At 46.6% G+C, this 22,874-nt stretch carries 17 protein-coding genes; 6 read left to right on the top strand and 11 right to left on the bottom strand.

Features of this window, described 5'->3' with window-relative positions:
* Positions 1–23: 23 nt before the first annotated feature.
* A complete protein-coding gene (locus VGB26_03525; protein HEX9756853.1) occupies positions 24–1,949 on the bottom strand; it encodes an ATP-binding protein in 1,926 nt (641 codons plus the stop codon).
* Positions 1,950–1,959: 10 nt separating this feature from the next.
* Entirely contained in the window at positions 1,960–2,712 is a 753-nt protein-coding gene (locus VGB26_03520; GenBank protein ID HEX9756852.1) for a prepilin peptidase, read from the bottom strand.
* A gap of 166 nt (positions 2,713–2,878) precedes the next feature.
* Here VGB26_03520 and VGB26_03515 point away from each other — a divergent pair, with 166 nt between their 5' ends.
* The 5 genes from VGB26_03515 (at position 2,879) to VGB26_03495 (ending at position 8,734) form a co-directional block, all read left to right on the top strand.
* The gene (locus tag VGB26_03515) at positions 2,879–3,895 is read left to right on the top strand and encodes an NAD(P)H-dependent glycerol-3-phosphate dehydrogenase (protein HEX9756851.1); all 1,017 of its coding nucleotides are present in this window, start codon (positions 2,879–2,881) and stop codon (positions 3,893–3,895) included.
* On the top strand, positions 3,892–5,511 hold the full coding sequence (locus tag VGB26_03510; protein HEX9756850.1) for a Na/Pi cotransporter family protein: 1,620 nt from the start codon (positions 3,892–3,894) through the stop codon (positions 5,509–5,511). Before VGB26_03515 ends, VGB26_03510 begins: the two co-directional genes overlap by 4 nt.
* 17 nt (positions 5,512–5,528) lie before the next feature.
* Entirely contained in the window at positions 5,529–6,287 is a 759-nt protein-coding gene (gene larB, locus VGB26_03505; protein ID HEX9756849.1) for a nickel pincer cofactor biosynthesis protein LarB, read from the top strand.
* Positions 6,284–7,012, top strand: coding sequence for a bifunctional demethylmenaquinone methyltransferase/2-methoxy-6-polyprenyl-1,4-benzoquinol methylase UbiE (gene ubiE, locus VGB26_03500; protein HEX9756848.1), 729 nt, complete (start codon positions 6,284–6,286; stop codon positions 7,010–7,012). Before larB ends, ubiE begins: the two co-directional genes overlap by 4 nt.
* A gap of 162 nt (positions 7,013–7,174) precedes the next feature.
* Positions 7,175–8,734, top strand: a complete 1,560-nt coding sequence (locus tag VGB26_03495; GenBank protein ID HEX9756847.1) for a radical SAM protein — start codon at positions 7,175–7,177, stop codon at positions 8,732–8,734.
* 338 nt (positions 8,735–9,072) lie between these two features.
* Here VGB26_03495 and VGB26_03490 read toward each other — a convergent pair whose 3' ends face one another.
* The 8 genes from VGB26_03490 to VGB26_03455 form a co-directional block, all read right to left on the bottom strand.
* A complete protein-coding gene (locus VGB26_03490; protein ID HEX9756846.1) occupies positions 9,073–9,936 on the bottom strand; it encodes an SPFH domain-containing protein in 864 nt (287 codons plus the stop codon).
* A gap of 569 nt (positions 9,937–10,505) precedes the next feature.
* Positions 10,506–11,342, bottom strand: a complete 837-nt coding sequence (locus tag VGB26_03485) for an alpha/beta fold hydrolase (protein HEX9756845.1) — start codon at positions 11,340–11,342, stop codon at positions 10,506–10,508.
* A gap of 472 nt (positions 11,343–11,814) precedes the next feature.
* On the bottom strand, positions 11,815–14,190 hold the full coding sequence (locus tag VGB26_03480) for a vitamin B12-dependent ribonucleotide reductase (protein ID HEX9756844.1): 2,376 nt from the start codon (positions 14,188–14,190) through the stop codon (positions 11,815–11,817).
* 424 nt (positions 14,191–14,614) lie between these two features.
* Positions 14,615–15,301, bottom strand: coding sequence for an outer membrane lipoprotein carrier protein LolA (locus tag VGB26_03475; GenBank protein HEX9756843.1), 687 nt, complete (start codon positions 15,299–15,301; stop codon positions 14,615–14,617).
* Positions 15,302–15,316: 15 nt separating this feature from the next.
* A complete protein-coding gene (locus VGB26_03470) occupies positions 15,317–17,533 on the bottom strand; it encodes a DNA translocase FtsK (GenBank protein ID HEX9756842.1) in 2,217 nt (738 codons plus the stop codon).
* A 14-nt stretch (positions 17,534–17,547) separates the two neighbouring features.
* Positions 17,548–19,239 carry a ribonuclease J gene (locus VGB26_03465; protein HEX9756841.1) on the bottom strand — a complete coding sequence of 564 codons (1,692 nt, stop codon included), beginning with the start codon at positions 19,237–19,239 and terminating at the stop codon, positions 17,548–17,550.
* A gap of 40 nt (positions 19,240–19,279) precedes the next feature.
* Positions 19,280–20,101, bottom strand: a complete 822-nt coding sequence (rsmA, locus tag VGB26_03460) for a 16S rRNA (adenine(1518)-N(6)/adenine(1519)-N(6))-dimethyltransferase RsmA (protein ID HEX9756840.1) — start codon at positions 20,099–20,101, stop codon at positions 19,280–19,282.
* A gap of 340 nt (positions 20,102–20,441) precedes the next feature.
* On the bottom strand, positions 20,442–21,287 hold the full coding sequence (locus VGB26_03455; protein HEX9756839.1) for an amidohydrolase family protein: 846 nt from the start codon (positions 21,285–21,287) through the stop codon (positions 20,442–20,444).
* Between the two features lie 154 nt (positions 21,288–21,441).
* Here VGB26_03455 and VGB26_03450 point away from each other — a divergent pair, with 154 nt between their 5' ends.
* On the top strand, positions 21,442–22,164 hold the full coding sequence (locus VGB26_03450; GenBank protein ID HEX9756838.1) for a hypothetical protein: 723 nt from the start codon (positions 21,442–21,444) through the stop codon (positions 22,162–22,164).
* A gap of 71 nt (positions 22,165–22,235) precedes the next feature.
* On the opposite strand, the gene VGB26_03445 is transcribed toward VGB26_03450, so the two are convergent.
* The gene (locus VGB26_03445; protein ID HEX9756837.1) at positions 22,236–22,550 is read right to left on the bottom strand and encodes a co-chaperone GroES; all 315 of its coding nucleotides are present in this window, start codon (positions 22,548–22,550) and stop codon (positions 22,236–22,238) included.
* Positions 22,551–22,874: the final 324 nt, after the last annotated feature.

Here is a 22,874-nt window from a genome sequence, read left to right as displayed (position 1 = left end):
ATCGCTTCCAACCTCCAACGGCTTTAGCCCCCGCACTCCTCACCTTTTTTCCTATCGCCGCAGGTTTCAGAAAGGGTTCCCCATGTGGGGATGTAAATATGAAATGTTGACCCTTTTCCCTCCTCACTTTTGGCTTCAATTCTCCCATTATGGGAAAGGATAATTTTATGGACCAAAGCCAAACCCATTCCCGTTCCCTTTTCCTTGGTGGTAAAGAAAGGGAGAAATATTTTTTCTAGATCCTCTGGGGGTATCCCTTTGCCGGAATCCTGAATGGTAATTTCAACGGTGGAGTGTGGAATCAGGTAAGCGGCGACGCGAAGGACTCCACCATTTTCCATTGCGTCTATCCCGTTATTCGCTAAATTGGAGAATGCCTGTCGGAGGAGAATTTCATCCCCATAAATGGGGGGAAGATTTTCGGGAATTTCCATGACAATCTCCCATGGTTTTTCATCCTCCCTTTTTGGGACTTTGTTCATCACGTTTTCCAGAAACGGTTTCAAGGCCAAGGCTTGGCAGTTGATGTCGGTATTTTTACTGAAATTTAGTAATTCTGAAATTAAATGCTCCATGGCACGAAGCTCTTGAATAATGGCGTCAATCATACTTTGCATGGGATCGTGAGGGTCTACCTGTTTGGAGAGAAGCTTGGCAAAACCCAGAATGGTTCCCATAAAATTCCGAAACTCATGGGCAATACCCGCTGACATTTCCCCTAATACGGTTAGCCGCTTTTTTAATTCAACCTGTTCCTGAAGACGACGAATTTCGGTAAGGTCCGTAAATACGCAGGTCGCACCAATGATCCTTTCCCGTTGATCCCGCAATAATGAGGTGCTCACCCCCACCCAAATTTTTCGCTGATCGGGCCACTGCATTTCGAACTCTTGCCGGGCCGTGGGCTGTTCATCCTTCAGTGCCCGTTCCAAAAGTTGATAGACCGGACTGTTGGGCCCAAACGCACCTTCACATGAAAATCCCACCATTTGGTCAGATGGAATTCCAAGGATTTTCTCTGCGGCCGAATTGAAGGTGGTGATTTCACGGTTCGGGTTAAAGGTAATGACCCCGCTGGATACGGATCTTAAGATATTTTCGTTATAGCTCTCGATATCCCGTACTTTTTCTTCAGCGGCGTTTCGAAGGCGCTCTAGTTCCTGTTCTTTTTCTTTGAGTTCATGGACCACACTTTGGAACGTATCCAGTACAAAATCGTTCTGGTCCCGTTTAAAATGAATTTCTTTTTTAATTTCGTTGGGTAGAATGATATCCTCTGGGGATTGACGTTGTTTCCGCCAGGACAGGACCCCCGTTCGAATAAAGGAATATCCTAAAACAGTGGCTCCTGCAACCCCGAAGAGTTTTAAGAGAAGAGAGGTAGCGGTTGAACTGTCTGGAACCCTAAAACGTGTTTCCTGATTTTCGATTTGCAAAATTCCGGAAACCGGGTCCTCTCCTTTTCGAATGGGGAGGTACATGTTCCAATGGCCATTTCCTTCCGTGTGAAGGGTTAAAGAATAGCCCTTCAGGACTTGGGCTCGGTCCTCCGCTGATAGATAAGATCTGGGTGTTGTGGGATCTGAGAAATTGGAGACTTGGGCGATGTCATTCCCCTGGGAATCCAAAACCGTTAATCGGTCCACACTAAATTGAGCGACCCATTGTTTAAGGACGGGGGCCAAGGTCTTTCCCTCCAAGGAATGTTGATGGATCTCACGGAGAAGCAGGAGACTGGCTTGGTTTAACCTATCCTGTTCCACCTGCTGCAGTATTTTGGATTGGTCTTTGAGATTGGTCCAAAGGTGGAAGCTCAGTAAAACCAAAAAGGAAAGAAGAACAAAAAACACGAGCTTCAGCTGTGTGGCGATGGTGATCTCACCTTTTTCAAAAAGGGGGTGACGCACCAAAGGCCAACTATTTGATTGTCCTTTTTTTCTAAAGCTCATTTTAATTCTTTTAGGATCGGAGCAGCAAAAGGTACCAATTCAGGATTTCCTGGTTCCATAGAAGGGAAACCACCGCTCCGAGAGCAAGAAATGGACCAAATGGGACTGCGTATTTTCTTCCCTTTCCCCTGAAGATCATTAAAAAGATTCCTACAACGGAGCCCGCCAAAGCCCCAACAAAAATGGTCATCAGTACATTTTGCCATCCAAGGAAGGCTCCAATCATCGCAATGAGTTTAATATCCCCTCCCCCCATTCCACCCCTGCTGACCACCGCGATGAGATAAAAAAACCCTCCTCCCAATAAGAGACCGATGAGAGAATCGATAAACCCCGGGGGTAAAACTGTGGAAGCTGCCAGCAGGCCAAGGCCCATTCCGGGAAGGGTAATGGAATCCGGAATGATTTTATGCTCCAAATCAATAAAGGTAACGACCAATAGTGTAGAGAAGAGGAGCGCGTAGGTGGCACTGATCCATCCCATTCCGAAAACGGAGAAAATATAAATATACCCAAACGCATTGATCAACTCTACAAGCGGGTATCGCCAGTGAATGGGTTTTTGACACGACACGCATTTTCCCCGAAGCAACAGGAAACTTAGAATGGGAATATTATGATAAAAGGGAATGGGAGTTTGGCAATTAGGGCAATGGGATACGGGGAAAACGATGGATTCCTTCCGGGGAAGCCGGTAAATACAGACATTGAGGAAGCTTCCAATAATGGCTCCCACCAGGAATGTCAAGACCATATCATTCATTATCCTCGACTCCAGAGTAGGAAATTCAATAATTCCAATGGGATGCTAAAAATATATCATAAGCTTCACAATCCAGCAAGCAGCCCAAAAAACCGGTTAACTTACCTTGACACTCTTTTTTGCTCCTTTATAATATAGATGCTTTTCCTAAATTTGAGGTCTACCCTTGTCCCAGAAAACCCTATCAGTAATTGGAGGAGGAAGTTGGGGAACCGCTTTAGCCCATCTCCTCATAGAGAAAGGATATGTGGTCCGCCTTTGGGTGTTCGAAAAAGAGGTGGTCCGACAAATTTTGGAAAAAAGGGAAAATGAAACCTTTCTTCCAGGAATTTATTTAAACCCTTCTCTTCATGTTACCAACTCATTGGAGGAAGCCCTGGAGGATTCCTCCCTTCTTGTTTTTTCAGTTCCCTCTCATTTTGCAAGGGGTGTTCTCTCTACCCTTGCCCCGCTTCTTTCTCAACCGGTTCCCATTGTCAGTGCGACCAAGGGAATTGAAACGGATAGCCTGTCTCTCATGACCGATGTGATGAAACAGACGCTTCCCTCTTCGGTCCACCCGTATCTTGCTGTCCTTTCCGGACCCAGTTTTGCGCGGGAAGTCGCCCAGGGTTCACCCACTTTAGTCACATTAGCCTCAGAAAATAATTCGGTGGCCCAAGAACTCCAAGGGGTTTTTACCACTCCCTGTTTTCGAGTCTACACCAGCAGTGATCTGGTTGGCGTGCAAATCGGAGGGGCGCTCAAAAACGTGATGGCCATTGCGGCGGGTGTTGCAGACGGATTGGGATTGGGTTTTAACAGCCGTGCGGCATTAATTACAAGGGGGCTTCTTGAAATCACGCGGTTGGGAACAGCCATGGGGGGGGAGCAACAGACCTTTTACGGCCTATCGGGAATCGGGGATCTCATATTAACCTGTACCGGTGAGCTCAGCCGAAATCGGCGGGTGGGTTTTCGGTTGGGTGAAGGGGTTGCTTTACAAACGATTCTTCAGGAAATGCATATGGTGGCCGAGGGGGTCCGAACCACCCAGGCCGCCCATCGGTTAGCCCAAAAGTTCCAGGTCCGCATGCCTATTGTTTCCCAGGTTCACGCTCTTCTTTTCGAGGGAAAAGATCCTCAAAAAGCTTTGCGTAGTCTCATGGAGGGGCCTCCAGGGGATGAAACGGGGGCGGATTGAACGGGATTCAACCGATGATTTTTGGTCTTTTGGGAGGAATTGCCTTACTCCTTTACGGGTTGCACCTTACCGGCAAAGGCCTCCAAGATGTGGCGGGAGGTCGTCTTCGACAAATCCTGGGTACCGTGACACGAAACCGTTTTCTCGGTGTGGGCATCGGAGCTGCCATTACCGGAATTCTTCAAAGCAGTAGTGCAACCACGGTCATGTTGGTGGGGTTTACCAGTGCGGGACTCATCACCCTTAGGCAAACCATTGCCATTATTCTCGGGGCTGATATCGGAACCACATTAACCGTTCAGCTCATCGCCTTTCAGGTTTTCGATTATTCCCTACTCATGATTGCATTGGGTTTCGCCCTCTTTTTCCTAGGGAAACAGCGAAAGTTGCGCTCATCGGGTCTTACCATTTTGGGTTTTGGATTTATCTTTTTGGCCCTTAAAACCCTTTCCGATTCCATGATTCCTTTGCGCGAAAGTGATTTAGCCAGGGATCTCCTTTTTCAGTTAAGCGAAAGCCCCATTTGGGGGGTTATTCTGGCGGCCATTTTAACCGCCATCATGCACAGCAGTGCGGCGGTCATCGGCATTGCCCTTGCCTTTGCGTCACAAGGGTTAATGCCCCTTTCATCTGCCATACCGATTATTTTAGGGGCCAATGTGGGAACCTGCGCAATGGCGTTGGTGGCTAGCATGGGGGGAAATACGGAAGCCAAGCGGGTTGCGGTGGCGCATACCCTGTTTAAAGTTTTAGGGGTTTTGGTGGTTTTTCCATTTATGGGTTTGTTTGAGCAGGGGGTGGTGTCAATCAGCGCTTCGGTTCCTCGGCAAATTGCAAATGCCCATACCCTTTTTAATATTGGGATTACCGCTCTTTTTCTTCCTTTTGCGACCCCGCTGGCCTTGCTGGTCACCCGGATGGTTCCGGAGCAACCCGATCTCAATCGTAAATTAAGACCCAAATACCTGGATCCCCATGTGTTGGATTCCCCCTCTATTGCCCTTGGATTGGCGACCCGGGAAGCCCTCCGAATGGCGGATGTGGTTCAAGAAATGATGAAAGATACCGTGAAAGTTTTTCAGGAGAATAATCAGGACTTATTGGAAGATATCGAGAAAAGGGATGATTGGGTTGACCTGCTGGACCGGGAGATCAAGCTTTATTTAACCAAGCTTTCCTCCAAATCCTTATCGGAAGATCAATCCGAGCGGGAGGTGGCGCTGCTTGCACTCATCAGTGATTTAGAAAATATTGGGGATATTATCGATAAAAACCTAATGGATATTGGAAAGAAGAAAATATATCAAGGATTGAAATTTTCTGAGCAGGGATTAAAAGAAATTGTGGAGTTTCATGGTATGGTTTCCCGAAATTTTGAACTTGCCCTTTCGGCGTTTGCGAGTCAAGATATGGAATTGGCCCAACGGGTGATCCAAGAAAAAGTTTCAATCAACCACCACGAAAGAGGTCTCCGCCAGGCTCATATCGAACGCCTTCACCAAGGGTTGCGAGAATCCATTGAAACCAGCGCGCTCCATTTAGATATTTTAACCAATTTGAAGCGGATCAATCACCATGTAACCAGTTTGGCCTATCCTATCGTAGAAAGTGTTTGAACCCGGTATCCCCATTCATGACCCCCAAACGTTTAAAAAGTCTACTTCAGCGTTATAAACAAGGAAAAATCGATTCGAATGAGGTCTTGTCTCAACTCAAAGACTTGCCTTACGAGAGCCTAGGGTTTGCTTCGGTGGATCATCATCGCTCCCTCCGTCAGGGTTTTCCCGAGGTGATTTACTGTCCGGGGAAAAGTATTCAACATATTACCGAGATCGCCCAAACCCTGGTGAAACACCAAACCCCCCTTTTGGCCACACGAGCAGAGGAGGGGGTGTTTCACGCCATTCAACGGTTCATCCCAAAAGCAAAATATCATCCAGAGGCACGGGCGGTGACCGTTTCCTTCGGCCCAAAAAGAAAACGGAAAGGAAAATCAGGAATTCTCATTATTACCGCGGGGACTTCCGATCTTTTTGTTGCGGAGGAGGCGAAGGTTACGTTAGAATTTTTGGGCTATTCTGTTGAAACCCTGTATGATGTGGGGGTGGCTGGTATTCATCGTCTTTTGGATCGAAAGAAACTTCTATTCAAGGCCCGGGTCATCATCGTGGTGGCGGGAATGGATGGGGTACTCCCCAGCGTGATTGGGGGGATGGTTCGCATTCCCTTAATTGCCGTTCCCACCAGTACGGGATACGGAACCGGTCTGGGAGGGTTTTCCGCCCTGTTAACCATGCTGAACTCCTGTGCCAATGGGATCGCCGTCATGAACATTGATAATGGATTTGGGGCGGCGTGTTTGGCTCAACGGATTCTTTTGGTTTCAAAGTGAAAGATTTCCAACCGCCTGCCCACACTAAAGAGCAAACCGTGCAGCGGATGTTTTCCTCCATTGCCCCCTCCTATGATTTGAATAATACTCTATTGAGTTTTGGGCTCCATCACTACTGGAAGCGGTTAGCGGTTCGGAAAGCGGGAATCCAGGAAGGGGATCGCGTTCTGGATCTCTGTTCTGGGACGGCGGATATTGCCTTACGGCTGGGGGTTGAGGCAGGAGAAAAAGGGAAGATCACAGCGCTGGATTTAAACCGGGAAATGCTCTCCTGCGGGAAGAAAAAAATTAACCAGCAAGGCCTATCCCACCGGATTAGGCTGGTGGAGGGAAATGCGGAATCCCTTTGTTTTCCAAACGATGTATTCGCAGCGGCCACCGTTGGATTTGGTATCCGAAATGTGGTGGACATACCACAGGCTTTTAGGGAGATTTTTCGGGTTCTTCGACCCGGTGGGAAATTGGTCTGTTTGGAATTTTCTCGGCCTGTGAATGGGATGCTCCGGGGCCTGTATCACCTGTATTCCTTTACGATATTGCCCAAGATCGGAGAGAGGGTTTCAAAAGATCAGACCGGGGTTTACAATTATTTACCGGATTCCATCCGCCATTTTCCGGATCAAGAGGCGTTGAAAGCCATGATCCAGCAGATCGGTTTTACCGATGTTGCATATACCAACTTGTCGGGGGGGATCGTGGCCATTCATCAGGGTGTGAAACCCTAGAATCGGGTTTGTTTTCTTTCCCCCTTAAACCGTCTGCCTGTATCACTTTTCCCCGGGGATTTTTCAAATCGCACTTCCTGGAAAAATCTTTGTTGAAAAATTGAATCCAGTCGTGGTACCCATAAGGGTACATTTTATTTTTCGGGATCCATGGAGTTTTAAATGTCTTCGGTTCGATCGGTTCTTTATATCTGGTTGCCATGTAAAAAGGTTTATCCTGTTGGCCTAACCTATCTGGCCCACCATGTCCATCAGCATCATCCAGAGGTTCAACAAAAAATTCTGGACCTCTCCCTGATTCCCAAAAGGAAACGACGGGAAAATCTATTAAAAACCGTTGGGGATTTTAATCCCGATTTAATCCTTTTTTCATGGCGTGATATTCAGGTGTTTGCTCCTCACGAGGGAGATGCCTCGCTCAAATATGCGTTTAATTTTTATTACTCTCAAAATCCGATCAAGCGTATTGGCGCTTCTTTAAAAGGGCTTCAGTTCCTTTTATCTTATTACAAGGGGATCCGCGAGAATCTTTCTTATCCCTGGCAGATACACCGGCATTTCCCAGAAAAAAAAATGATGATCGGGGGAGGGGCCTTTGGGGTTTTTGCCGAACAATTGATTCAACGATTACCGGAAGGAACCATCGGCATTTTAGGAGAAGGGGAAGGGGCGGTTCTGAAAATGGTGGAGGGCAAAGACCTATCCGATGAACGGTATATTCTCCGTCGCGGGAAAGAGGTCATCAAAGGGGACCGCCAAAACTATTTTCCTGTTGAGGGAATGGTCCTCAATTTACCCTACCTCTCCAGCATTTTCCCGGAATACCCGGCTTATCAGAATGATAATATCGGGATTCAAACCAAGCGGGGGTGCCCCTACGATTGTCAATTCTGTGAATATCCTTATTTAGAAGGGAGGCAGGTTCGATACCGTCCCCCGGTAGATGTGATTGCGGATCTCAGGCAACATTATGAGCTGTGGGGAAACCGGCGGTTTTGGTTTACGGATGCACAATTTATAACCGGACGGGAGGCCTATCCCCAATGCACCGAAATGCTCGAGCGGATTATTAGAGAAGGGTTTGATATTGAGTGGAGCGGATATGTACGGACCAGTATGATTACACGGGATTTGGCAAAATTGATGGTCCGTTCCGGTGTGGGGGATCTGGAGGTATCCATTACTTCGGGATCCCAAAAAGTCATTAATGAACTGCATATGGGATTTAGTGTTGAAAAGCTTTACGAGGGCTGCCGTTACCTAAAAGAGGCTGGGTTTACCGGGAAACTGATCTTGAACTATTCCCTGAATTCTCCCGGTGATTCTGAGGAGGGCCTTCTTCAAAGCGTTGGGTCTTATCGTAAAATTGCGGGAATCATGGGGGAGGAGAGGGTCTTTCCAACCCTCTTTTTCTTAGGCGTTCAGCCCCACACGGGCTTTGAACAGCGTTTAATTGATGAAGGGTATCTCTACCAGGGTTATAACCCTCTCTCATTAAACCCACTTGCCATTAAGAAAATGCTCTACAACCCTCAACCATTGAGTAAAATCATCGCTAAAGCCTGCCTTAAGGCGTGGGATGAAAAAGAGACCTCACTGAAAAAAAGCGGGATTCACTCCGATGGGTCCCATTACGCCGATGAGAATTTGTATCAAAGTGTGATGAAGGATTCCGGCCGGGAAGCGCTTCTTCAGATCGAAAATATTATTAAAGGAAAATAGAATATTAAAAAGTTGTAAAAAAGTAAAACCCACCTAATCTGTCAATCCCTGAGATCTCAGGTTCTTCCACCCATTTCACCTCCTACTAATGCTTAAGACCCACAGGAGAGAAGTTTAGCGATTACCGAAAAGAAATATTGTATTCTGGGATAGACTTCAAAGTTGTTTAGTACAGGAAGTACTCCACACCTTGGTTAATCCTGTTTGTTCGACATTCCTTGAATTCTACAAATTTCCGAGATGAGTACAATTCTGAGCCCACTAAACAGGGAAGTGCCCGCTGACTCAACCTGACCCAAAACGAATTATTTTGATTGGATCTTTCCTGAAAGTAGACCTTATTCCTTCTTGAAGCTCTTTTTGGTACTATCCAAAAAGGTATTTAACATATTACTAAATTCCATTGGGAAGATAAATTTGGTGGATGGGCTACTTCCTAAAGATTTTAAGGTTTCCAGGTACTGAAGGCTTAAGGTTTTTTCATCCACTCCCCGGGCTACCTCAAAAATTTTTCCCAATGCTAATGCGAATCCTTCGGAACGAAGGATAGCCGCCTGTCGCTCTCCTTCAGCCTTTAGGATGTCAGACTGTTTTACACCTTCCGCCACAGCAATCGCCGCCTGTTTCTGTCCCTCTGCCTCGGTCACCGTTGCCCTGCGCGCTCGTTCCGCAGACATCTGTCGAGTCATTGCATCCTGGACTTCTTTCGGTGGGGTAATTTCCCGAATTTCCACCCCGGTAATCTTGACCCCCCAACGCTGTGTCACCTCGTCCATCTTTGATTGCAGAATCCGGTTGATTTGATCTCGTCGGGCCAAAACATCATCTAGCGGAATATCGCCAACGACTGCACGTAAAGTTGTTGTGGCAATCCCTTGAGAAGCCCCTGCGAAATCTTGTACCTGAATGACACTTGAAGTAGGATCCGTTACACGAGAATAGATCAGAAAATCAATAGAAATGGGGGCATTGTCTTTGGTAATGCAGGTTTGCTGTGGAATCTCAAAGAACTTTTCTCTCAGGTCTACTCTTATCGCAACATCAATGATGGGTATAACGATCACAATGCCCGGACCTTTGGGGTTTGGAAGTACGCGCCCTAGTCGGAGGATCACAATTCGTTGGTATTCCGGAACGATCCGGAACATGAAGACCAGGAAGATTAAAAGGATAATGGCCGCAATAATTAGCCCTGTATTCATGACACGCTCCTAATTGTTCGCAAAACCTGTTTGAAAGGGTCTATCCAACTGAATTGATTTGGAATTCAATCCTTCTGTTTAATATTCCCAGGTGATATAACATTTTAAACTTTTTAAACTTTGGGAAGGATACTCTTAAATTCTTGGAAATTCAAACACCCAATTTTCAGCATTTTTAAAGGGTCAAAAGATTTTTCCATCTATCTATAATCAAAAGATTTAACGGGTTTTTTTTATTAAACTTTCTTTGGATTTTTCAAAGCTTCAGAATCAGGGATCGTTCCAATGTACGGGATTGAAGTTTTGATTAAAAGTGAAAACAATGGAGGGTAAATTTGGGTTAACCGGGTTTTTTGGAATTTAAAAAGGTGTTTTAAGGCAGGAAAGTGCGTGTATTTTTGATTTTTATTTTCCATTTAATAGGTTAGCTTGGTCCGACCCTTGTTTTATTTTCAAATAAAATCTTGTATCAAGGGAATCATTCAAGGTTCAATGCTTCGGGAAGGATTTCAACCTCCTTCACTTCTCGCAGACTCAGTGATTTTTTCCTTCTTCTGGATAGAAAATCTCTAAAGATATTTTTGAAAGAAACCCCGAATCCGATTTTCGTATTCTGTTCCCAACTGACCGTGGCTTAACCCCTCCCTAAACCAAAATTCTGCCTTTGGATTGTTCCCAAGAGCCTCCTTTAAAAGAAGAGCATGTGAGAACGGAATAACCTGGTCAGTGGTGGAGTGAATGATGAGAATGGGATTCTGACTATTTTTAATCTTCTTTACCGGAGAGACATCATAAATATTCACTCCCAAGAGGAGCTTTGCCCAAATTCCCGTCAATAAGCCCAAAGGGTATTTCAAGATTAAGAGATGGCGATAAGTCTCCCTGGCCATTAAAGAGAGCTCTGCATAGGCAGATTCCGAAACAATTGCTTTGATATCGCTAGAATGATCAGCCCTCATCAGCGCCACGGCACCACCCAAGGAAAATCCCCACACCCCAATCTTATGAAACCCACGGGTCTTTAAAAATTCGAGGGAGGCCAAAAGATCCCTTACTTCCCGGGCTCCTACGGTCGTTATGAATCCTTCACTCTCACCAAAATAACGAAAATCAAAAAAAAGTAAATTGAAATCCTTATTTAAAAAAAACAGCCCTGGTAGAATATCGCCTTTATCCGCGGGATATCCATGAAGTGCCACGATTACTTTATCTGACTTTGGTTGCGGGATGAACCATCCTTTTAATGCCAGGCCATCTGACGTCTTAAGGGTAATATCCTCAAAAGATGAGACATATTGAGCGGGGTGAACATGAGAATGGATTCGTGGGGGTCGGATCGAAACGAGGAGGCCAAAAAGGCTAAAGAGGATAAGGAAAAGGAAAATCGCAAAGAATCCACTGAGCATTTTTCTTACCATTTATAATGGCCTTGCAGTAATCGGAGTGGATTTTCTTTTGAAAGGTCCCGTTTTTCATTGGATCATTTCCTGTTGAAATCTACACCATTTATAAGATTTTCTCAAATATTGACTTAAGGAAGGAAGCGGTATTGATCGCGGGCGGGATTTAGGTTGTCTATGGTTAGGTTTGGAGTGAATTGTTCAGTTAAAGTCTGTGATTGGATTTAGAGAATTGGCTAGTTTTAGGGAAAATAGGGAAAGGGGGTAAATTCCCCAATAACCTGAATTACATTGATATCATTCCCACCCACCTCGCACTATTTGCCATGAGCCAGATTCCTGGGAATTAGGGGGATTCTTTTGTTTTTTAAAACTCTGGATTCCCGCTTGCGCGGGAATGACGGCCTTAATTTATTCAAAGTTTTCCCGGGACAGGACACTAGGGGGCACTTTAAAACTAACTAAGATTTTAAGGTTATTAGCATTCCGAAAACCCGCAGGCCAGGCATTTTTGGCAACCCTCCTCCCGGGTTAACAGCATATGGCAATCCGGGCATATGTTTCCGGTAAGATAGGCAGCGGGGCCGTTTCCTTTTCTACCATTTGAGTGCAGAGAAGGTTTATTTCCCGATAGTGAGGGCACCTGCTCACCCACTTCTTCCTCCAGAAGCCAATGCTCCTCTAAAGCCCGTGCGATTGCATCGGGAAGAGAAGACACACGGTTTCCACCAAAGCCGATGGTTCTAAATCCCCCGATTCCCTTGAGTTGGTTGACCAGTTCACGGACCTTATCTTTTCTGGAGAGCGGTGAAGGCGTTCTCATATAAAGCGAAATGGACCGCCCATAACCTTCAGCCATGGCCATCACATCACTCCCGGCTTTTCCAATGGTAATAAATACCTCTGCCGGGCCATCCTCATCGGTGTTCATGGTGATATGGGCTGTCCCAAAGGGTGTTTCTTTACTGACCGTGGTCCCAGTCCGTTTATAGGGCCTAGGCTTAATTTTTGACGGAGTGACTGTTTCTGGACTGAGCTCTGCATCTCTTGATGGTTCTGCTTTTTCCCTATCCCGGGTTTCCAGGACCTCCCCTTTTTTAGATTTTCCCACATTCATAACCTGTTCGTCCCGACTGCCATCGCGGTAAACCGTGATCCCTTTACATTCCAACTTAAAAGCCAGGAGATAGGCTTTTTTAACATCCTCTACGGATGCCTTCTCTGGGAGGTTGATGGTTTTGGAAACGGCACTGTCTGAATACTCCTGAAAAGCGGCTTGCATTCGGACATGCCAATCGGGTGCAATATCGTGGGAGGTGGCATAAATATCCTGCCACTTTTTGGGAACTTCGGAAAGCCCTCTGACCGATCCGTGGTTGGCTTGTATTTTCTCAAGAAGGTTCTTGTTCCAAAACCCTTCGGCTTTGGCGGTTTGGATAAATTCCTCCTGAACATAGGGAAGGTGTTCTCCATCCATTACATTTTTGTACCAAATCAGACTAAATTCCGGCTCACACCCACCGGAGGTGTCTGCGATCATGGACAGTGTTCCTGTGGGTGCCACCGTGGTGACGTAAGAATTTCTCAACCGGTAACCCATTCGATCATGCATGGAATTTTTCCAGTTGGCATAGACTCCCCGCTCCTCAGCCAATTGGGTTGATGCTTCGTAACCGATATCATGGATAAACTTCATGACCCGACGTCCCGTTTGAATGCCTTCTTCTGAATCATAAGGAGTGCCCAGCTTAAACAGCATTCGCGCGAACCCCATAATACCCAGGCCAATTTTTCGATTGGCTTTGGTGATTTCCTCGATTTCGGGGATGGGATAACGGTTCATGTCGATCACATTATCAAGAAAATGAACACAGGTCCGGATGGTCTGGCCCAATTTGACCCAGTCAATTGAAAGCCTTCCTCCAACGCTGTACATATGTTTTTCCAGATTAATGCTGCCTAGATTGCAGGATTCATAGGGCAGGAGCGGCTGCTCGCCGCAAGGGTTGGTGGCTTCCATTTCAGCGATGTGGGGTGTGGGGTTTGTGCGATTCGTTGCATCAATAAAGAAAAGGCCCGGTTCCCCGGTCAACCATGCGTTGTGAGCAATGAGGTCCATGACCTCACGGGCATTCAACTGGCGAACGATTTGTTGGGTTCGAGGATTAATGAGGTCATAGGATTCCCCTTTTTGAAAGGCTTCCATAAAACGGTCCGTGATGGCAATGCTGATATTAAAATTGGTTATTTCTTTTTTATCGGCTTTACATTGGATAAATTCAAGAATATCAGGATGATCTACCCTTAGAATTCCCATGTTGGCCCCACGTCGGGTACCTCCCTGCTTGACGGCTTCTGTTGCATGATTAAAAACCTTCATAAAAGAAACTGGTCCCGAAGCCACTCCCCCAGTGGTTCGGACCATGTCTTCCTTTGGGCGAAGGCGGGAAAAAGCAAAGCCCGTTCCTCCCCCCGTTTTGTGAATAATGGCGGCTTGTTTGACGGTTTCAAAAATTCCCTCCATTGAATCTTCAACCGGAAGAACAAAACAGGCCGAAAGCTGCTGTAGCTCTCTACCCGCATTCATCAGTGTGGGAGAGTTGGGAAGAAATTCAAGTGACCGCATGATCTGGTAAAAGGCTTCCTCTACCGCCTCCGTACTGGTTTTACCGTATTGGAGGTCGGCAGACGCGATATTTTTGGCAACCCTACGAAAGAGCTCATCGGGTTTCTCCACGACCTTCCCCGTTTCATCTTTCAATAGATACCTTTTTTCCAAAACCCGGTGTGCATTAGCAGAGAGAGGTTCAGACTCTTGGGATGAAACAGGTGACCGGGGGTAGTGCTTTTCCATTGGTTGCAGAGAATCGCCCGAAGAATGAAAATCTTGAAGGGTCTCCATGAATATCTCCTCCTAATCTAAAAAGGGTTTTTATAAGTCATTTCAAAAATGATGGATTGAACTTGATTTCACAAGATGTAGAGCTTGTTTTTTTACTGGGACAGGCAAAGAAAATTTTGGAGTATATTTTGCCTTGGATCAGATGGACGAAATTTCCTTTCGAAAGAACAATGCTGTCCGGGGCCTAACCCAGGGCGCTAATATAGCACGCGGCTTTAAGAAGTCAAGAAAAAATTCTATATATTGTGTTTTTTTTAAAAGTAAGACTAAATATTGTGGATATTTGGGTGGAGAACCTGTGAATCAGGGGTGAATAAAAGGTGGTTTGGGACCCATTTATGCTAAAAAAAAGGTCATCTTCAAAAAACTGAATGTCCTAATTCAGTTTTGGTGGAGAAACGATTTCTACCCCTTTCGGAACCGAAAAATTGAAAAGAGAATCGGATATACCTTGATTCACTTTAATATTTGAAAAGGAAAAGCTTGAACGGTTCCCGTTCAAAGAGGCCACTTCCATTTTTTCAATAAAATGGCTCTTTGGATTAATCGCCACAATTACATGGGAGGTCTCCTGGGTTCGTTTCGGGTGAAGGCGAAGTTGATAAGAAAGAGGTTCACCTGTGGGCTCCTCTTTCCAGGTGACTGTATAATCCCTTTGGAGTGTGGAAAGGGAGGCCAGTAGATGGATGGGAATTTCTTGGGCTGTTTCCTGGGTTAAAGAGGAAATCACTACCTGTTGGTGCTCTGGAATATAATAGGTAAATTTTTCCCCTTCTAAAAAAATCTGCTGTTGGCTGGGGGTGCGGTAATCCCATCTCATTTTTGTGGGTTTTTTTAAATATAGGATGCCATCCAGACGATGGGTAGTGGAGAAACCTTCAAAGGCGGTTTCTTGAGTAAAATCCGCCTGAAGATCATTTAGTTGGGCATAGGTATTTTGAACCTGGGCAATCAATTCTTCTAATGTCACCGCTTGGGCCGATGGGGTGAACCCGAACAGGAAAAGGAAAACAGGGAAAATCATCTTTTGGTTTGAAGCGTGGAATTTCCCCCTCCAAGTCATCAAGCGCACCATGGTTTAACCTTGCTCCCGGGTAAATCCTTTGGCTAGGACCTCTCGGGGCCTTCCCGCAATGGAGGGCCCAACGATGCCATCCTCTTCCATCATTTCGACCATACGGGCGGCCCGATTAAACCCGATGCGCAGACGTCTTTGAATCATGGATATGGACGCCTGTCCTGTAGTGGTGACTAAGTCGATGGCTTGTTCGTAGAATTGATCCCTTTCGCTTTCTTGCCCGGATTCCTGATCCGTGGGGGAAGGGAGAAGATCCTCATATTGGGTGGGGGCTTGTTTTTTGATAAATTCCGTTACCTTTTTAATTTCAATATCCGAGACGAAGGAACCGTGAATTCTGGTAATTTTTCCGGTTCCGGGGGTCAGAAAAAGCATATCTCCTCTTCCCAATAGATTTTCGGCACCATTGGTGTCTAGAATGGTTCTTGAGTCGGTTTTAGAGGTGACCTGAAAAGAAATACGTGCGGAGAAATTGGCTTTAATGACGCCGGTTAGAACATCCACGGAAGGCCGTTGTGTGGCCAAAATCAAATGAATTCCCGCCGCCCGGGCCATTTGGGCCAACCGGGTAATGGAGTCCTCTACTTCCGACGAAACGGAAAACATTAAATCGGCCAGCTCATCAATAATAATAACCAGATAGGGAAGCTTTTCTGGGTTGGTTTTTTCTTCCGTCTCCTTTGAGTCTGATTTTGCCGATTTAGAATTTTCTTTTAAGGAAATGGCCTTGTTGTAGCTTTCAATATTACGAACCCCCATTTCAGCCAGCTTTTTATACCGGTCTTGCATTTCTATGACCATGCGGTGAAGCATACGGGCAGCATCCCGTGGTTTAGTGATTACGGGAGCAATAAGGTGTGGGATCCCATCGTAAGCAGAGAGTTCCAGCATTTTGGGGTCGATCATTAATAGACGAACTTCTTGAGGGCTCGCCGAAAAAAGGAGGCTTAAAACCATGGTGTTTAAAGCAACGCTCTTTCCCGATCCCGTAGCCCCCGCCACCAGAAGGTGAGGCATGGCGGAAAGGTCCGTGATGATCGGTTGGCCAAAAATATCCTTGCCCAGTGCAAGGGGAAGGACCGGGCGTTCGGCCAGGTGTTCTTTTTGCGTTAATATTTCTTTGAGGGTGACCTCCTCCCGTTGGGAATTGGGAATTTCTATTCCCACCACGGCTTTTCCCGGAAGAGGGGCCACAATTCGGACCGACATGGCCCTCATGGCCAGGGCAATGTCATCGGACAGGTTCACAATCTTGTTCACCTTAACCCCCGGTGCGGGTTCAAACTCATACATGGTAATGACAGGCCCGGGGTGAACCTGGGTGACCTTGCCGTCGATTCCGAAATCCAAAATCTTCTTTTCTAAGAGGGAGGCATTTTTGAGCATTTCTTCCCGGGAGGTTTTCCCCGATGAAGAAGAGGGTCCATCCAAAAGGGAAAGGGGTGGAAGTTGAAAACGGCCTTTGGCTCCTTTTACAAATTGGAAGGGAATCTGCTCCGTGGCAGGGGGAGGGAGTGGGGGTGGAGGGGGAGCCTGTTCAATGATTTTGGGTTTTCTCTCAGTGAATTGAAACGCTTTTTGAATCACCTGTTTTTCCCATCGTCGGTTTTTCTCCCGTGAGATGGTAAATTCCGTTTTGATCTCCTTCAACAGGGCTTTGCACCTTTGATACAAAGCGGGGAAAAACTCCAAACCTTTTTGAAGGGAGATCGATGTGCACATCAGGAGGGATAAGGTGATCATCGCCCCTAAAAATAAATGGGCCCCGATCCAGGCCATATTATTGACCAGCAAAGAGGAAAAAAGGCTTCCAATGATTCCCCCCGCTGAACCCGTTAAATTTTTCCACAATCCTTTTATGGTTTCATGGTGGAGACCCAGCAGAGCGGCAACCCCCAACAAAAATAGGATTCCTCCGGAAATCTCCATGAGCCCTCGGGAGGGTTCTTGGGCTTTGAATTTTCGCCATCCCAATATGAGGGTGACCATTGGGAATAGAAAAGCCGCTCCCCCAAACAGTTGAAGGAGGAAATCTGCCAGGTAAGAACCGATTCTACCGGTCAGGTTTTTAACTTCCGGGGTGGAAGAAATGGAGGTGAAAGAGGGGTCCGAAGGGTGGAAGCTGAGAAGGCTGAGGGCCAAAAAAAGGGAAATGCCAAATAAAACGACCCCCCACATCTCTTGGAACCGTTTCCATCGCTTTCTGTTCAATGCCATGACCTTTCCCCTTTTTATTGATCTAATAGGATGGGAATGACTATGGGCCGGCGTTCCAAATTTTTAAAAAGAAATTTTCGTAAACTATTTCGAATCCGGGTTTTTAAGGCATTTTCGTCTTCTTTCAATTCTTCTATAACACTTTCAAACGTTTCCCGGATGTGTCGCTTGAGATCCTCCAGGACCTCAGGGGATTCCTCTTCGGACATGAATCCCATGGAAAAAAGTTCCGGGGTATGGGTCAACTCCCATGTTTTTTTATTCACTCTCAATAGAACAATTAAAAGGCCATCACGGCCCAGGCGTTGCCGATCCTTGATGGTGACCTCATCCATGGGTCCCTGACCTTTGCCCGCAATATAGATACGGCCGGCGGGGACCTGTCCAATCCTCATCCCTTTATCTTTCGTGAGTTCAAGGATATCACCATCCTCAAGAATAAAAATTCGGTCTTTTGGAATTTGAAGCTGTTCGGCCAGAATGGAATGATGGACCAGATGCCGGTATTCCCCATGGACGGGGATAAAAAACGTTGGCTTCACCAAATTGATCATCAACTTCAATTCCTCTTGGCTGGCGTGGCCCGACACATGGATGTCCGAAACCCTTTCATAAATGACCTTCGCTCCTTGGCGAAAAAGGTTATTGATCACCCGGCCGATGGCCCGCTCATTTCCGGGAATGACCCTTGAGGACAGAATGATGGTATCCCCATCATGGACTTGAAATTGTTTGTGTTCCCCCGTGGACATCCTAAAAAGGGAGGACATGGGTTCTCCCTGGCTCCCCGTAGTGATCAGGACCACTTGTTGATCGGGCAGGTTTTGAATGTCGTCCATTTCAAGCCAGACGTCTTTAGGAATGTGAAGGTAGCCCAACTGAAGCGCAATGGCAGCGTTATTGACCATGCTTTTTCCATTGAGGCAAACCTTCCGGTTGGTCCGGACCGCTGCGTTGACGGCTTGTTGAATCCGATGAATGTTGGAGGCGAAGGTGGCAATGATGATGCGACCAGGGGCCTGTGCAAAAACGTCCTGGAAGGCTTTTCCCACTTCACTTTCCGAAGGAGTGAAACCCTTCCGTTCGGCGTTGGTGCTGTCGGAGAGAAGAGCCAAGGTTCCCTTGCGGCCATATTCACCAAAGGTGGACAGGTCCGGAACCTTTCCATCCACAGGGGTATGATCAATTTTAAAATCCCCTGTATGAACCACCCGGCCGACGGGTGTTGTAATTCCGAGGCCAACCCCGCCTACGATACTGTGGGTGACCTGTATAAATTCAACGGTAAAAGCGCCCAGCTGGACGGTGTCTTTGGGTTGAATGGGAAACAGTTTCGGGTCTTCTGGAAGTTCGTGCTCGCGAAATTTTTCGGCAACCAGTCCTAAGGTTAAAGGGGTTCCGTAGATGGGCGGATTGACCTCTCGAAGGAAGTACGGAATGGCCCCGATATGGTCTTCGTGTCCATGGGTTAACACCAAACCCCGGATTTTCTGGCGGTTTTCCTGAATATAACGCATGTCGGGGATCATGATGTCCACTCCCAGCATTTCGGCATCCGGGAACATCAGTCCACAGTCCACCACCAGGATATCTTCCCCCCATTGAAAAAGGGTCATGTTCAGACCGATTTCGCCGATGCCCCCCAAGGGAATGATCTTGAGCGGAAGGTCCTGTGAAGGGGTTAAATTATTTGATAGTTGTGTCATGCTCTATTTGGCCCCCAAAAATATTCAAGGGGTGATTATATCACAGTTTCTTCAAAGAAAAAAAGAGATGATCCGTCAGCAGGCCGAATTCGGACAGCGTAAGGGTCTCAGGTCGACGAAGAGGGTCCAAGTGGCTTTTCAGGAGCGCATCCGACACCGCCGGTTCCTCAAACCCGCCTTCCTTTAACGCGTTTTTGATCGATTTACGTCGATGCTGAAAAACCGACCGGATCATTTTAAAAAAAAGGTCTTCATTGGCAAGGCAAATGGGAGGAGAAGGATGAGGCTGTAGGGTCACCACCGCCGATTCTACCTTGGGATTGGGGTAAAACGATTTTCGACTTACACGGAGGGGCATCCGGACCGCTGCCTGATACTGAACCGATAGGGAGAGGGAGCCGTAATCTTTTTTTCCGGGAACGGCGACCACGCGACGGGCCACCTCCCGCTGAAACATGAGCACCATGATGGAGATTCGATTCCGTTCCTTCAGTAATCGAAACAAGAGGGGGGTTGAAATATGGTAAGGGAGGTTGGCCACCACCTTAAACGGTTTGGGAATTTCCTCAAACGGGTAAGAAAGGGCATCGGCCTGAATGATTTCAACATTGGACTGGCCTTCAAATGTTTTTTTAAGGTGTTCGGTCAGGCGGGAATCAAATTCAAGGGCGACCAGGTGTTTGACACGGGGGGCCAAAAGCCGGGTCAGGATACCCCGTCCAGGGCCAATTTCAATGATGGTATCGGTCCCGTCACATTCGGCAAGGTCTACAATGGATTGCGCAACCGCAGTACTGACCAGAAAATTTTGTCCCAGGGATTTTTTGGGTCTGTGTAGTTTTTTGCTTTCGGGAGGATGCATCTAGTCGATCTTATCATAAAGGGAGGAGGGAAAGTATTGAATCGGGAAGAAAAAAAATGGAGAGAAAATCTTTCACTCAAATTGTTTAAAATATTTTTCTGAATCATACCTGTTTAAAAGTTTTAAAAGTTTCCAAAATGCCATCATTCCCGCGCAAGCGGGAATCCAGGATTTTTTTTCAATTTTTGAATTTCCCTCCTTTGTAAGGAGGGACAAAAGGGAGGTAGAAGGGTTTATTATTCCTGACTCCTTTAAACGTTCCTTTAGAATTAAAGGAAAAAAACCGTTCTTTTATTTAGCAATGTGAATAGCTTTAGTAATTGGTCTATTAAGGATGGATTTAAAGCTTCAACAATTTTTTCGCGTTCAGAAGCATGATTTTTTCATGAACTTCGGGTTTGAATCCCGCTTTTTCAAAATCGGCCACCCAGCGCTCAGGGGTTAAGAATGGATAATCCGATCCAAAAAGAACACGGTCCTGTAAAAGTGTGTTGGCGTATTTGACCAGAGATGGCGGAAAATATTTTGGTGACCAACCCGAAAGATCGATGTATACATTGGTTTTATGAACAGCGATGGCCAGCATCTCCTCCTGCCAGGGCCATGAGGGATGGGCCCCGATAATGGTCAAGTTTGGGAAATCCGCGGCCACATCATCGATGTAGGGAATAGGTCGGCCATAATCCAATTTAAGACCGTTTCCTCCGGGGACGCCCGCACCCACTCCGGTGGTTCCGGTGTGAAGGAGAAGAGGGATTTTGAGTCCCGCGCAGGTTTCCCATAACGGGTAAAACCGGCGGTCATTGGGATAGAATGCCTGAGCAATCGGGTGGCACTTCAGTCCCTTTAGTCCCAGTGACTTGACCGCTCGTTCGAGTTCCTGAATGGCCATCTTTCCCTTCCAGGGATCGATGCTGGCAAATCCGATAAAGGTTTCGGGATAGCGTTTGACCACACCGGCTACAAAATCATTGGTGACGGCGGGAAGCCCTGTATGGGTTTCCGCATCCCAAGCCAATAGGACCGCCATCATGTCCGCTTTTTGATAGACGTTTGCCATCTCTTCGATACTGACCGGTTCTCCGTGTTTGTGGAAATACCGCATGGCATCGGCCATGTATTTTCCCCCGCCTTCTACCAGGTATTCGCGGGTTCCGGGATGAACATGCATGTCGATGGCTTTCATAACAAAGGACTCCTTTAAATCCCCAAAAAATTTTATAGGCTAAACGTTATCACACTCCGAAGGGAGGTTGTCAAGACGCCCCCTAACCGAGACTATATTTGAGAACAATTTTAGGGTATCCATGTTGATGAAAATGGGTAGCAAAGGAAACAGGATGCACCCTTACAATGGTTCTGTTATGATATTGAAAAACGGACTCCATCATTATTGGGTGTTTATGGTCAAAAAGATTCGAAAACCATTTAAAAAGGGGCCCAAAGCCGACTATTCGGTTCCAATGGTTTTGGTAATGACCGGTTTATATGGACTCAAACGAGAGGGCAAAGATTTTTTTTGGGAATTGGAAAAGCCAGAAGACCTACGAATGATCCTTTCCGATCATTTTGGATATCCCGTTATTTTAGGAGAGCGCCCCCTTTCCAGGGAGGAATATTTGGATTGGGGACTGAGAGGGGAGCCTGGCAAACTAGCCAATATGTTTGTCCAAACCCGGTTGATCCCCATGGGGCCCTATGTTCATCCCGTGAATGAAGGAAAAGAACCTCGGTTGGGAATTCTTCCCCTTCTTTGTTTGGTCAAAGGCGCGGGTTTAAAGGGGTTTTTAAATGATTCCTGGGTTCAACTTCCCGAAGTCACACAGGCCTCTTTGAATAGAATTTTTTATTCCTCTTTTAATATGATTTCCGGATATGATCTGCTCCTTTATCCGGGGCCGATTCATCCCAGGGCAATCAATGAGGGCATATCCTGGATCAACGGTGAACTGGAAGCGGAGATGGAGCGTTCTAGTTCGAGGTCGGAAATGAAGGTTTCGGTTTTTGAGGCCGGAACGGTGGGAGAAATTCCCTGGTATCAACCTTTTTCCCGAGAGGCATGAAGGTTGGATTGGATGTTCAACCATGGAACAAACCGGGTAGACCCGGGGACAGGGGCTACCCGCGGATGTGATTATTGGATATATCCAAGGACATCTTCCTCACGGACCATAACCAACTCTTCATGATCAATTTCAATTTTGGTCCCGGAATATTTTTCGTAGAAAACACGGTCTCCCGGTTTCAGTGTGGTTTTTTCGAATTTTTTTTCCGTTACCTTTCCTTTTTTATCTTTTTCTTCTTTAAAACGCCCCTCTCCGATAGCCAGGACTTCTCCGTGCTGTGGTTTTTCCTGTGCCGCATCGGGGATATATATTCCCCCGGAGGTTTTTTCTGAAGCGAGATTGGGCCGAATCAACGTCCAATCCTGAAGCGGTCTAAACTTCATGGTGCATACTCCTTTCTATTTTTTGGGGCTAGCGTCGCCCCTCCACCGGCAAAGCCGGATGGAGCCTTCCCCTCTCGCTCGCTGGGTAGATTCCCACCTGCGACTCAAGCAAGAGGACCCCGCCTTCTAGGCGGGAGTGATTGGATTTCCTCGCTAAAAGGGTGTCGAAGCAAGGTTTATTATTTAGAGTCTGTATTTTAATGCGCATTTAGATTGAACTTGGACAGAGGGAACCGCCATGGTGCGCAGATGTCCGCCTGTTTTCGCATCTTCGAGTACGCTTCATCAACATTCGTTGACTTTTCCCCGTTTTCATGGGCGATT

The organism is Nitrospiria bacterium (assembly GCA_036397255.1).
Taxonomy (GTDB): Bacteria; Nitrospirota; Nitrospiria; order DASWJH01; family DASWJH01; genus DASWJH01.
Note: the sequence above shows the minus strand (reverse complement) of the source record. Positions and strands in the feature narration are given on the sequence as shown.